Source organism: Pseudobutyrivibrio ruminis CF1b (genome assembly GCF_000424005.1).
GTDB lineage: Bacteria > Bacillota > Clostridia > Lachnospirales > Lachnospiraceae > Pseudobutyrivibrio > Pseudobutyrivibrio ruminis_C.
Genome location: NZ_AUJB01000013.1, coordinates 125,072 through 138,717, shown reverse-complemented (window position 1 = coordinate 138,717; position 13,646 = coordinate 125,072). Strand labels below are relative to the sequence as shown.

The following is a 13,646-nucleotide window of genomic DNA, read 5'->3' as shown; positions in this document are numbered from 1 at the left end:
TCCCCTTTTTATCATTTATAGCAAGGCCCTAAGTTGAGACAATGTCTCTTCTTCGGTGCCACTATTGTCTATAACATGGTCGCAATGCTCTCTAAAGCTGGCGTCGCTGCGCTGAACTTTAAAGGTATTTGCAATGCGTTCTTTTGAGTAACCCCTGGATTCCATAAGCCTGATTTCACGAACCTCAGGGCTTGCATAAATATACCACATCTCATCCACAAGTTTACCATATCCACATTCTATGAGCAATGCAGCTTCTAAGAAAAAATACTCTATATTGTGCTTTTCTTTTTCCTCTTCTACCTGATTTAGTACTTCTTTCTCCACAGCTGGATGAACTATGGCATTTACTCCACTTAAAAGCTCATCGTCTGCAAACATGTACTTTGCCATAAGAGGTCTGTCTATTTCTCCCGATTCATCCAAAATAGAGGTAGGCCAATTCAATGCTACTACCTCGTCAAAACACTTATGACCACTTGTCATAAGCTGTGCTGCCACCTCATCTGCCAGCACCACTTTACAATTAAAATTTTCTTTTAATAAAGAGAGCACCGTGCTTTTGCCAGCGCCGATGCCCCCTGTAATTCCAATAAATTTCATATATTACTCGTCAAAAATATCATCATTTGTTGTGTTGTTTAATGTACCAGTGTTATCTGCTGGCTGTTCAACAGAAGCATAATCTGCCTCATAAGAAGCTGACTGAAATACTGGTCCCTCTGTTGCCTCAGGCATATGAATTCTCTTAAGGTAATCATAAGCGCCAGCTGATGCAAGTCTCATGTATGGACCTACATAGAAGATTGCAAGGATGAAAACTGTTAAGAATGAAAGTAAAATCCATCCGATGAATGAAAGATCTAATACAAAAAGGTTCCACTTATTTCCCTTTGTCATCTTCTTTGTCATGTTGAAGCAATCACTAACTGTGAATTCTGGCTTGTCAATGAGAAGGTATGGAATCATGCTGTACTGATATGCCTTAACAAAAGCTAAAACGATACCAGCAATATACAGAATGGCACCAATAATAAACATTACTTCACCAGAACCTGTAAGCATTAATGATGTAAAACCGATAACTGCAAGTATTGTTCCTGGAAGAACAAATATCAAAGACCAAAGTGAAATAAACAATGACATAAGGAACATGCCACCAACTACGTGTAAGTAGAGACCATTCTTGAAACCTTCAAAGAAAGTACCAAAATCTCCTCTTGAACCACTGTAGAACTTGTAGTAGAAAAATAGCTCGCCTGCAGCTAAAACATTAATAAAGAATACTGATAAAAGAATAGATACAGTATCTGTCAAAAGTGTTGTGCCGAGATTTTTTGCTAGAGCAGCCTCAGTTGTTGCAATTGAAGATGCATCAGGAAGCCCGCCTAATGAAAGAATTGGCCCAATGGCTAAAACTACCATAATCACAACTAACAATAACCCCAATAAAAGTGGGTAACCAACTACTGGCCAGTAATTAGCTGATAAAGCAGCTCTGGCATTTGCTTTGATTTGTTTTCTTGGAAACATTTTCAATATCCTCCTAATACAATGATGCTTTATACTCTCCCTATTAAAATATATATAAATTCCATGGAAGACGGGAAAGCACTTAGTGTGCTTCAGCCCATGTCTTTCCAGAATTCATATCAATTTCTAAGTCCACAGCAAGCTTAGCTGCATTTTCCATCTCCTCTGCAATAAGCTTTTCAACCTGTGCGCGCTCTGACTCAAGTGCCTCCACAAGAAGCTCATCGTGAACCTGAAGAAGAAGCTTTGATTTAAGTCCTTCTTTGAGAAGTCTGTCATGGACGTTGACCATGGCAATCTTAATGATATCTGCTGCTGTTCCCTGAATAGGTGAATTCATGGCTACTCTCTCACCAAACTGGCGGGTCATAAAGTTTGATGATGAAAGCTCTGGAATAGGACGACGTCTACCATACATAGTGGTGACATATCCCTTTTCCTTACCATCTGTTTTAAGTCCTTCCAAAAACTCATGCATCTTTGGATATGCTACAAAGTAGTTATCAATGTACTCCTGTGCTTCCTTTCGTCCTACGCCAATATCCTTAGCAAGTCCGAATGCACTGATACCATAGACAATACCGAAGTTTACAGCCTTTGCTCTGCGTCTCTGAATATCTGTAACCTCATCAAATGGTGTGTTAAATACAAGTGATGCTGTAGAACGGTGAATGTCCTGGCCAGCCTTGAAAGCACCGATAAGATTATCATCACCGGACATATGAGCAAGAACTCTGAGCTCAATCTGAGAATAATCAGCGTCAAGGAATATGCATCCATCCTTTGGATAGAATACCTTTCTGATTTCTCTTCCAAGTTCCATTCTGATAGGAATGTTCTGTAAGTTTGGCTCAGTTGAACTGATACGTCCTGTGGCAGTAACTGTCTGCATGAAGGTAGAACGAATTCTTCCATCCTCATCAACACAGGCAGCCAATCCATCTGCATAAGTACTCTTAAGTTTAGCTAACTGTCTGTATTCTAATATATCACATATTATAGGGTTTGTGGCAGAAAGTTCTTCTAACACGTCTGCTGCGGTAGAATATCCTGTCTTTGTCTTCTTTCCACCTTCTATTCCCATTTTTTCAAAAAGTATTACACCAAGCTGCTTTGGAGAATTAATATTGAATTCTTCACCAGCCTGAGAATAGATGCTCTGCTCTAATTCGTTTATACGAATTGAAAGGCGATTGCCATATTCAGCCAGTGCATCCTTATCCATGGCAATACCCTGAAGCTCCATATCGAAAAGTGTGTACACAAGAGGCATCTCGATATTCTCATAAATATCAAGCATTCCTTCCTCTTTTATCTGTGCAATAACCTTTTCAAATGCTGCGAATGCAACGTAAGCATTGTAGCATGCATAGGTAGTAACCTTATCAATAAAGCTGTCATCCTCAAGGGCTACATTAAGCTTTGTCTTTCCAAATAAATCAGCCTGAGCTGGAATGATAATGCCAAGCATTTCGCTGGCAACATCATCTGCTGTGTAAGCATTCTTTGTAGGATTTAAAAGATAAGCTGCTACAGCAACATCAACAGCTGTAGGGAAAATCTCTGCTTTTCCACCTTTATCTAAAGCTGCCTGCTTTTCTTCTGAACTCATAAGCTCATAAATCAAATGCATGGCATTCTTTAAATCCCAGAAGCAAAGCTTCACTCCTGCCTTACTGATTTCAATAAGCTTGTGACCAAGATAATCTGGTGTGATAAAACCAGCACAGTCTACGTAAACTGTAGAATCACCGACAGAAAGTGCGGCACCCTTTATGCGTCTGTCCTCACCAGCCATGATGCTGGCACCAACAAAATCCTTGCCAGACTTTTTAAGCTCAGCGAAGAAATCCTCCACCTCTGCCAAATCGTATATACGTTTAAAAGTCTCTGCTGTATTATCCTGAACCTTTGTAGTTGTAGATGCTTCAAATCTAGGAAGAAGCTTCTTAAGCTCGTAGCGCTTGCAGAGAAGATATGCCTCCTCTGTAAAGAGATTATCAAGCTTTGTACTGCCTTCCTCCAGCTCTATTGGAGCATTTACATTGATAGTGGCAAGCTCCTTTGAAAGCACAGCAATATCCCACTGGTCGATGAAATTCTGAACAACTTTACCCTTCTTCATCTCATCAACATGAGCATGGCATTCCTCAATAGAACCGTACTGGGCAATCCATGTCTGTGCAGTTTTAGGGCCAATACCCTCAACACCTGGAATATTATCAGAAGTATCTCCCTGAAGTGCTTTTACATCGATGAACTGCTTAGGAGTAACGCCATAGGCCTCCTTAACATCCGCTGCAAAGTAGTTCTCGATTTCTGTTCCACCCTTCTTTGTCTTAGGGATGGAAATTTTGACCTTGTCAGTGGCAAGCTGAAGAAGGTCACGGTCTCCGGAAACAATGGTAACATCAAATCCCTTCTCTTCACCAATTCTGGCGAGGGTGCCGAGGATATCATCGGCCTCCCAGCCTTCCATGGTGACAACTGGAACGCCCATAGCTTTAAGCATTTCCTGAATACGGGGAATCTGCTCCTTAAGCTCTGGAACCATTGGCTTTCTGGTGCCCTTGTACGCCTCAAACATCTTGTGTCTGAAGGTAGGGGCATGAACGTCAAATGCCACTGCAAAGTTATCTGGCTGTTCATCATCGATGAACTTTAACATCATGTTTATGAAGCCAAAGATGGCACCGGTGTGCTCACCCTGGCTATTAGTAAGATCTGGCAAACCATAGAATGCGCGATTTGCAATACTATGGCCATCGATTAAAAGTAATTTGCTCATTAAATCTCCCTAGTCTCTTTTGCGAGCCATGCGTTTTCTTCATCGCTAAGGTATGGCTTTAATGTTTCGCGAACAAGCTTATGATACTCGTTGAGTGTCTTCTTCTCTGCCTCAGTCATCATCTCTGGGATAACTGGATCAAGGTCGATTGGGCAGTATGTGATAGCCTCGAAGTGACGGAATTCTCCGTACTCTGTAGTCTCACCTGCAACACAAAGGAGCTCGTTCTCGATACGGATTCCGAAGCCATCCTCAATGTAAAGACCTGGCTCATCTGTAGTAATCATACCTGGCTGAATCTCAGCAGAATTCTGTCCCTTAAGAACTCTCCAGTGGAAACGGTTTGGTCCTTCGTGAACATTTAAGATGTGACCTACACCATGACCTGTACCACAACGATAATCAAGTCCCATATCCCAAACTGGGCCACGAGAAAGAATATCAAGGTTTGCTCCTGTAACTCCCTTAGGGAAGTTGGCTGCAAGAAGTCTTAAGTGGCAACGAAGAACTACTGTGTAGTACTCTTTCATCTGCTGTGTAAGCTCACCAAGAGCGATTGTTCGTGTGATATCTGTAGTACCCTCAAGGAAATGAGCACCTGAATCTACAAGGAGGAAGCCCTCTGGCTTAAGTGTAGCCTCTGAGCCAGCCTTTGCGCTATAGTGCATCATTGCAGCGTTTGGTCCGTAAGCTGAGATTGTACCGAATGAAAGATCCACAAAATTCTCCTGCTCCTTGCGGCGAGCCTCATAATAATCTGAAGCAGTGATTTCAGTCATTGGTACCTTACCAACATTTTCCTTAATCCACTTAATAGCCTTTGTGCATGCAACACCATCTTTTACATGAGCCCACTTTGTATTCTTGATTTCAGTCTCATTTTTGATAGCTCGCATAAGCTCTGATGGATTCTTTCCATCGATAATCTTTGCTGAACCCTCTAGAGCCTTAATCATGTTGTAATTTACGATTGACTGGTCAAGAAGAACTCTTCTGTCTGCCATGTCAGCACTCTGAAGATAGTGGTAAACCATATCGTAAGGGTAAAGCTTAACACCCTTGTCATTGAGATAGCTCATAACCTCTTCTGGCCAGTTTGTAGTGTCAGTAAAGAGGATAACACTGTCATCTGTGATAATGAGGAATGAAAGGAAAACTGGAACGTTTGCAATATCATTTCCTCTGATGTTTAACGTATATGCGATATCGTAAAGTGCTGTAAGTAAATGAGCATCAGCACTTTTCTTTTTCATCTCTTCACGGATACGGGCAATCTTAGACTCCATAGTCTCACCTGAGAACTGATCCTCAAGTACCCATGTAGTAGCCTTTGGAAGAACTGGTCTGTCTGTCCAGATCTTATCAACCAAATCCTCTGAAGTGGCAAGCTCTCCGCCCTTCTTTGTAGCAATTTCAAAATACTTCGCTGCATTCTTAGCTGAAACACAACGACCATCAAAACCAAGGCATCCTCCATCAACAAAATTCTGCTCGATGAACTCTTCTACCTCAGGAACTCCTGGCTCACCCATTCGCTCCAAAATAACCTCTGAATCTGCAATCTGCTTTGCAGCCTGAACGAAATAACGTCCGTCAGCCCAAAGATGAGCTTCCTTTAAAGTGATAACTGCTGTACCTGCTGAGCCTGTAAAGCCTGTGATAAAGCTACGTGCCTTAAAGTGCTCTCCTACATATTCTGATGAGTGAAAATCGTCTGTTGGGATGAGGTACATATCAATTCCTCTCTCCCTCATTAAATCACGCAATGCTGCGATTTTCTCGTTAGTTGTCATTACTTCTATTTCTCCTATCTAAACTATTAATTCTATCTATGAAATACTGCCCTTGAGCAGATAAATCCTCATTTGTGAAATCATAAAACTTCTCACAACCATTATCAACAAGTGCACAGCCATCATAAGTATTGGACAGGTTCCAAATAACAGATGAAAGGCCATAATCATCTATTGTATCATTCCATCTGGATGCCTCATGCTTATTAACATCTCCATTAGACTCTACATAGCTATACTGAGAAATGAAAACAGGAAGTCCATCTTCCAGCGCATTTGTAAGGGCATTTCTCTGACTGGATTTATCTATTCCAGCATTAAAATGATATGTATACATGATATTTCCAAAATCAAGTGGGTTCTCCAAAACAGAATCTAAATCTGTACAACCATCTGGAGTTCCAACTAAAATAAGTGCATCTCCATCAATACGCTTTATCACAGGAATAACCTCATTAGCGTATTTACGAATATCATCCCATGTAGTATCACCACTAGGCTCGTTGCATATCTCATAAATCACATTTTCATTAGATTCGTATTTACGAACCATTTCACCAAAGAACTGGATAGCCTCTGATTTGTATTCATTTGGATCTGCATCGTTTAATGTATGCCAGTCTAAAATGACGTACATTTCGTTTTCAGTAGCTGCCTTAACAGCTTCGTCGATGACACCCTTGAGCTTTTCCTGATTATCCTTGCCGCCTACACAATAACCGTTGTAATCGCTGGTGTACATAGCAAGTCTGATTACGTTGATACCCCAGTTATCCCTGAGCGCCCTGATGGCATCAGCTGAAACATAATCAGGATACTCATTAATACTATTTGAGCTAACACCAGTGAGTGCTATCTCATTTCCAGCTGTATCAATAAGCTTTCCATCCTCTACATAAAGAGCACTAGCATAATCCAATTTTTTTTCAGTCTTAACTACAGCATTTTTAGCATCTTCTTCAGCCTTCTTTTCAGCTTCTTCTTTGGCCTTTTTATCTGCCTCTTCCTTGGCTTTCTTCAGCTCCTCTTCCTTTTTAGCCTTATCTTCATCAGCCTTTTCCTTCACTACAAGCTTAGGCTCTTCTTTAGCTGGCTCCTCTGCCACCGGCTCAGCTTCCTGCTCCGATGTTACAACCTGCCATGGGAATGTCACTCCACCTTTAAAATAACTAACAGCAAAAACGCCGCCTACAATAACCACTGCAAGAAAAATAATTAAGACTACTGTTTTGAAACGTTGTTTTTTGCCAACCATAAGCTCCCTCCAAATCTATATTTTCATCTAGTAAAAATCTTTCTGGTTTTAAAAAATCTCCATTTAAGATTATAGCTCATTTGTCCCTCATAAAAAAGGGCTACTAATCTTCTATTTTTCTCAAATAATTCCTTGATTTTATTGTGAAGTCCATTGCTTTGTGTTATCATATATGATAACTTATAAGCATGAGGTGAACTATGAAGAATCGTTATTCTGATGGAGTTGTCACACCCCAGGCTCTGGAGGCGCGTCATTCCATCGCCCAGCAGCTTCGTGACACCAGACATTCCCTGCATCTCACTCAGGAGGCAGTTGCCGAGAGAGCAGGCACCAAAAAATCCAACATCTCCCGAATGGAAAGTGGCAAATACAATCCATCTCTGGACTTTCTCGTTAAAGTTGCTGATTCCATGGGCAAAAAAATAGAAATTCAAGTGAATTAATGTTATGAAAGGTTATTTAGAAATGAAAAGAAAACCTAAGATATCCAAGAATTGCGGCAAAGATATCGTTCTCTGCGAGACTACTAATCGCATCGTATCCAATCGTACTTCCGAGCTCTTACTGGAGCAGTCGGTACCATTTTCAAAAAATTGGCACCGTGTTCCATTCTTCAGAAGAAGAATTTATCACGGCGCCAATAAAGTCTGTGTTATTTCCATCAATCGCACCCAGTACTCTCACGCACGTCGCGTCCTCTATCTTTTAGAGGAAAGAGACTACAACAGATTACAATTAAATGTTATTTAGTTTTCGCGAGAGACATACACTGGAAGTCCGTCCTTGTACTCCACATCTGGAAGTCCAATTACAAGTGGCTTCAGGTACATCACCATATCAGAGGTTACACCATTGTGCTCAGGATTAATCCAATCCTGTGGCACTTCCTTAGCCTCATTGGCAATATCATGAATCTTCGCATAATTAAGCTTAATTTCATAAGGTGCATTACTGATGCGCTCCATTGTTACCATTGCGCCTGTAACGCCCTCTTCTGCAATATCAACTGCCTTCTTGCCGATAGCTTCTGACTCGTTGATATCTGTAAGGCTGGACATATGAGCAGCTGCACGCTGAAGGACATTGACTTCGATAGAGCGAACCTTAACCCCCAATTTATCTTTAACAAGGTACTCTAAAGTCTTTCCTGCGCCTGAAAGCTGTGCATGTCCAAAGTTGTCCAGTGTACCAGTGGCAGCAGAGATATACTCTCCATGAGCATCTCTGATTCCCTCTGAAACAGCAACGACGATGTTGTTCTTCTCCTTGAGAAGGTTAGCCAAATCATCGATAAACTTATCTCTGTCAAATGGAACCTCTGGCAGATAGATAAGATCTGGGCCGTCGCAGCACTCATTCTTCGCAAGAGCTGTAGCTGCTGTAAGCCATCCGGCATCTCTTCCCATAACCTCAATAATTGTGACACTTGGATTGTCATAAATCTGAGCATCAAAGATTACTTCCATTGTAGAAGTAGCAATGTATTTTGCTGCAGAACCAAAACCTGGTGTATGGTCTGTTACACAAAGATCGTTATCAACAGTCTTTGGTACACCTACGAATCTGATTTTTGAGTCAATTTTAGCAGCATAAGCAGAAAGCTTATCTACTGTATCCATTGAATCATTTCCACCTATGTAGAAAAATGCCTCAATATCATACTTTTTAAATTGGTCAAAAAGGGAATCATAGATAGGATCATTAGAATCCACACCAGGGAGTTTGAATCGGCAAGAGCCAAGATACATTGCAGGAGTAGTCTTAAGACGCTTCAGGAAACGAGGGTCGTTAGCTACGACAGAAGTGAGGTCAATAACATTGTCATTCTTAATTCCAAGAATGCCATTGATCGAGCCATATATCTTGTCATATCTAGAACCAAGGGTACCCTCGATAACACCAGCAAGACTGGCGTTGATAGCCACTGTTGGGCCACCTGATTGAGCTACAAGAACATTTCCCATAAAAAAATATCCTCCCTATAAAGAATTTCTATAAGGAGGATTTTATCATAGAATCAGGATTTAAAAAATAGATTTTTTTACACAAAATCGAATACAATTACTTAAAATTTTCAACCAAAATCTGGATGCTGCGGTTTCCACGGAACTCATTTATAGATGGTTCATAGATGATATCCATCTTCACTCCAGTATCCTGTCCAGCACATACCTTGCTCCAGGCATCAGCACCGTATTTCGTATTTACGGCAGCCTCAAACTCAGGTACATTTCTAAACATCATGGCAGTCATGACGTTTCCATTTTCAGTCCCAACAGTAAGTCTAAGGTACTGGCCTTCTTTGCCGATGTAGGCAGCCTTGAGAATCGGAACATTTTTAAGAGCAAAAAGCGGTTTCGTATTTCCGGTACCAAAAGGCGCCAGCATATCAATAGAATCCACCAGCTCTTCAGAAATATATGAAAGAGGCATGTCGCAATCTATTTTGATTACCTCCTGCATATCATCCTCTGTAAGAGTGCATCGCTCGTTAAGGCGGGTGCGAAGCTCATCAATCTTCTCCTTAGGAAGAGAAACACCAGCAGCCATTGGATGACCACCGAATTTCGTAAATACATCTTTCACTCCTGTGAGCTCTTCAAACATATTGTAAGCTGGGATTGAACGTCCACTTCCCTTTGCGCCATCTTCTGCATCAGTAATAACAAGCACCGGCTTGCTGTAGTTTTCTCTTATTCTGCCTGCAACAATACCTGCAAGACTCTCGTGAAGCTCTGGAATGTAGATTACCAGAACACGATCCTTATTAAGGTCACTGTTTTCAATCATGTCTCTGGCTTTGTCGATACCAAGCTGAGTCAAGTTCTTTCTCTGAGAATTGAGCTCCACCAGCTCATTGGCCATGGAAAGTGCCTTGCCCTGATCCTCTTCCATAAGAAGCTCGATGGCGCGACCTGCTGTATCAAGACGACCACTGGCATTAAGGCATGGACCGATGATGAATCCAAGGTGGTAACAGCCGATAGGCTTTCCCTTAAGTTCATTTCTGGCTAAAAGTGCATTGATACCAATGTTATCAGTAGCTTCTATGGCTTTGATTCCATGGTAAACAGTGGAACGATTTTCGCCCTTCAGCTCCATAACATCACATACAGTGGCAATAGCCGCAAACTGAAGGTATTTATCTGAAGCCTCTTTTTCAAGGCCCAGGAATTCAAAGAGAACCTCAGCCAGCTTCCATGCTACCTGAGCGCCGCATATTCCCTTGAATGGATAATTACAATCATCTCGCTTTGGATCAACAACCGCATCTGCCTCAGGTAGATTTTGAATTTTTGTCTCTCCATCTTCTGCCAGCTCAAATGGTACCTCATGGTGGTCTGTAACCACGAAAGTCATACCAAGCTCCTTGGCAAGTTCTATAGCTGGTGCAGCTGCAATACCATTGTCACAGGTGATAATAAATCCTACACCATCGTCATAAGCCTGCTGAACCATATCAGGATTGATTCCGTATCCATCCACCATTCTGTGGGGAACTGCATAGTCCACGTCACCGCCTGCTTCTCTGATGGCTGATGTAAGAATGTAGGTAGACATGATTCCGTCTACGTCATAGTCGCCAACAACTCTGATTTTTATCCCTTCGTCAATGGCTTCCATCAGAAGCTCACAGGCCAAATCCATGTCTGCGAAAAGATGTGGATCAGGAAAATGATTTAAAGTAGGGTGAAGATATTCTTTCATCTCCTCATATGTGCTAAGGCCACGGTTAACCATGAGACGCACTATAACTGGGTCTACTCCCAACTTTGCGCTAAGGCCTGCATAATCCGCAGCTTTTCTTTGTAATATCCATTTACTCATAAATTATCTCCAAAAATAATGATAATAAAAAACCTCCCCCTAGTATAATAGGGGAAGGTTGAAATCTCAATAAAATTAAGCAAGTGCAGCTGTAATGATAGCCATTGAGTAAACTTCCTGTGCATTACATCCTCTTGATAAGTCGTTGATTGGTGCGTTAAGTCCAAGAAGGATTGGTCCGTATGCATCGAATCCACCAAGACGCTGTGCAATCTTGTAACCGATGTTACCAGCGTTGATATCTGGGAAGATGAATGTGTTAGCGTGACCAGCTACTGGTGAGCCTGGGCACTTTGTCTTAGCAACACGTGGTGAAACTGCAGCATCAAACTGAAGCTCTCCATCGATATCAAGCTCAGGATATCTTTCCTTAGCAAGCTTTGTTGCCTGGTTCATCTTGTCAACATCCTCGCCCTTTCCTGAGCCAAGTGTTGAGTATGAAAGCATAGCGATCTTTGGATCAATACCGAAGATCTTAGCACAAGCTGCTGTCTCGCCTGCGATCTCTGCAAGCTCCTCAGCTGTAGGCTTAATGTTAATAGCGCAATCACCCATTGCAAGAACTTCACGATCACCTGTTGCATGGTTACGAACCATGATGAAGCATGAAGATACGATGCTGTTGCCTGGCTTTGTCTTAATAACCTGAAGTGCTGGACGAACAGTATCAGCTGTAGAGTATGTAGCACCACCAAGAAGTGCATCAGCAACACCCATCTTTACAAGCATTGTACCGAAGTAGTTAGCCTGTCTACAGGTCTTAGCAGCCTGCTCCATTGTAACACCCTTAGACTTTCTAAGTTCGCAGAAAAGCTCGCACATCTCATCAAATCTGTCATAGTTCTCTGGATCGATGATAACTGCACCGCGGATGTTAAAACCAGCATCCTCTGCAGCTTCCTTAATCTCTGACTCCTTACCAATAAGAATTGGCTGAAGGAAATCTGAACCAAGAAGACGGCTTGATGCTTCAATAATTCGTGGGTCTGTACCCTCTGTAAAAACGATTTTCTTAGGATCCTTTTTAAGGATGTCAATTAATGCTCCAAATCCTGCCATTTTAATTTCCTCTTTTCTTTCTTTAAGTATATTAACCTTTCGCACATAGTGCTTTGGTGTTAGTTTTTTGAAACCATAAGTTATAATACTACTTTTTTATGAAAAAACAGTGGTTTTGAGCATTGTTTTTGATTTTGTACTTTTTTGTATTTTTGTTAATTTATTGTCAATTATTACTCACTTATTGGACGAAACTATTACTAGCCTTTTTATTATTTAACTGTGATGTATCCATTTTCATCAACAGCCACATTGCTTGAAATCCTTTCAACATAGCTGTAGCCTGATGGGTCGATTCTGGTGCAGGCACCGCTTGCTGTGATAGGGATGATTCGATAAGTTACATTGTCATTTTCATCTACCGCAAACTCTACTGCTCCGCCGCCACCAGATTTAATTGTCTGGTTGAAGATGAAATTTCCAAGACTGTAAAAGATTGGCTTGCCATTGTACATTTCTACTGGCTGGAGGCAGTGGCTGTGCATTCCGATAACAGCATCTGCTCCCGCATCTATAAACTTATGACCATCATTTGGCTGATAATCTGTAAGGTCTGTAGTGTGCTCCACGCCCCAGTGAACCATAACAAAAAGATAGTCCACCTGTGAATCTGCTGCCTTGATAGCATTTAATAAATCTGTCTCATCATAGAAGCAGAACTCACCTGGCTGTGCATTTAAAACATTCCAGCTTCCAACAGGAATAACATGGCTGGCTGCAAGGAATCCATATGTGCGTCCCTTTGCATCCGTCTTTACGATAAGCTTGCTGGCATCCTCAAGACTGTTGCCTGCGCCAGTGTAATCAATCCCTGCATTTGTAAGTGTTGTGAATGTATCTGTGAGAGCATCGCGGCCAAAGTCCAACACATGATTGTTTGCGAGACCAGCAATGTCCACACCCAGGTCATTAAACAAACTTACATAAGATGGATTAACCCTGAAGGTGTACTGCTTGTCAGGAGCCTTCTGGCCTCTCTCTGAGAAACAAAACTCGTTGTTAATCATTGTAAATGTGGCATTTGTCATCAATTCTTTGATTTCTGGAGCTACCACACCATCTGCACCTGCTGCACTGTAATTTGACTGAACATACTCGCTAAGCTCCACATCACCTGTGAATACAATCTTTGTAGTCAGCTCTTCTGATGAAGGCTCAGGAACTATGGCTGCCGCCTCTTCCTGAACAGTCTCTTCCATGTTTGTTTCAGGAATCTCTTCCGGCTGTTCTTCGACTACAGCTGTCTGCCCCTGAAGCTCTGCAAAAATCTGCTGTCCCTGCTCTGCAAATGGGCCATCTGAACCAAAGGCGTACCATGCTGCCGCAAGAACCAGAATCAAGACCAATAATGTTTTAATTAATGCTGCGAAAAACTTTTTCATACTCA

11 protein-coding genes are annotated in these 13,646 nt (G+C 41.7%); 2 read left to right on the top strand and 9 right to left on the bottom strand.

What is annotated here, in order from left to right; genetic code table 11:
• Window positions 1-15: 15 nt before the first annotated feature.
• The 5 genes from coaE to G592_RS16510 form a co-directional block, all read right to left on the bottom strand.
• Entirely contained in the window at window positions 16-603 is a 588-nt protein-coding gene (gene coaE / locus G592_RS0112355) for a dephospho-CoA kinase (RefSeq protein WP_028248087.1), read from the bottom strand.
• A gap of 3 nt (window positions 604-606) precedes the next feature.
• Entirely contained in the window at window positions 607-1,533 is a 927-nt protein-coding gene (locus tag G592_RS0112350) for a DUF975 family protein (protein WP_028248086.1), read from the bottom strand.
• Window positions 1,534-1,615: 82 nt separating this feature from the next.
• On the bottom strand, window positions 1,616-4,321 hold the full coding sequence (gene polA / locus G592_RS0112345; RefSeq protein ID WP_028248085.1) for a DNA polymerase I: 2,706 nt from the start codon (window positions 4,319-4,321) through the stop codon (window positions 1,616-1,618).
• Complete coding sequence (locus G592_RS0112340; protein ID WP_028248084.1) at window positions 4,321-6,114, bottom strand: aminopeptidase P family protein; 1,794 nt, start codon at window positions 6,112-6,114, stop codon at window positions 4,321-4,323. The genes polA and G592_RS0112340 overlap by 1 nt, the downstream gene beginning before the upstream one ends.
• On the bottom strand, window positions 6,104-7,369 hold the full coding sequence (locus tag G592_RS16510; protein ID WP_051194911.1) for a glycoside hydrolase family 5 protein: 1,266 nt from the start codon (window positions 7,367-7,369) through the stop codon (window positions 6,104-6,106). The genes G592_RS0112340 and G592_RS16510 overlap by 11 nt, the downstream gene beginning before the upstream one ends.
• A 200-nt stretch (window positions 7,370-7,569) precedes the next feature.
• Between G592_RS16510 and G592_RS0112330 the strand changes: the two genes are divergently transcribed.
• Together G592_RS0112330 and G592_RS17615 are read left to right on the top strand one after the other, a co-directional pair.
• Window positions 7,570-7,815, top strand: a complete 246-nt coding sequence (locus G592_RS0112330; protein ID WP_028248083.1) for a helix-turn-helix transcriptional regulator — start codon at window positions 7,570-7,572, stop codon at window positions 7,813-7,815.
• 22 nt (window positions 7,816-7,837) lie between these two features.
• Entirely contained in the window at window positions 7,838-8,122 is a 285-nt protein-coding gene (locus G592_RS17615; RefSeq protein WP_155942204.1) for a hypothetical protein, read from the top strand.
• On the opposite strand, the gene G592_RS0112325 is transcribed toward G592_RS17615, so the two are convergent.
• The 4 genes from G592_RS0112325 to G592_RS16505 form a co-directional block, all read right to left on the bottom strand.
• On the bottom strand, window positions 8,119-9,336 hold the full coding sequence (locus G592_RS0112325) for a 6-phosphofructokinase (RefSeq protein WP_028248082.1): 1,218 nt from the start codon (window positions 9,334-9,336) through the stop codon (window positions 8,119-8,121). The two genes, G592_RS17615 and G592_RS0112325, sit on opposite strands and share 4 nt — an antisense overlap.
• A gap of 97 nt (window positions 9,337-9,433) precedes the next feature.
• On the bottom strand, window positions 9,434-11,200 hold the full coding sequence (gene recJ / locus G592_RS0112320; protein ID WP_028248081.1) for a single-stranded-DNA-specific exonuclease RecJ: 1,767 nt from the start codon (window positions 11,198-11,200) through the stop codon (window positions 9,434-9,436).
• 75 nt (window positions 11,201-11,275) lie between these two features.
• On the bottom strand, window positions 11,276-12,259 hold the full coding sequence (gene pta, locus G592_RS0112315) for a phosphate acetyltransferase (RefSeq protein WP_028248080.1): 984 nt from the start codon (window positions 12,257-12,259) through the stop codon (window positions 11,276-11,278).
• 212 nt (window positions 12,260-12,471) lie between these two features.
• Window positions 12,472-13,641, bottom strand: coding sequence for a CapA family protein (locus G592_RS16505; RefSeq protein WP_051194910.1), 1,170 nt, complete (start codon window positions 13,639-13,641; stop codon window positions 12,472-12,474).
• Between the last annotated feature and the right edge of the window lie 5 nt (window positions 13,642-13,646).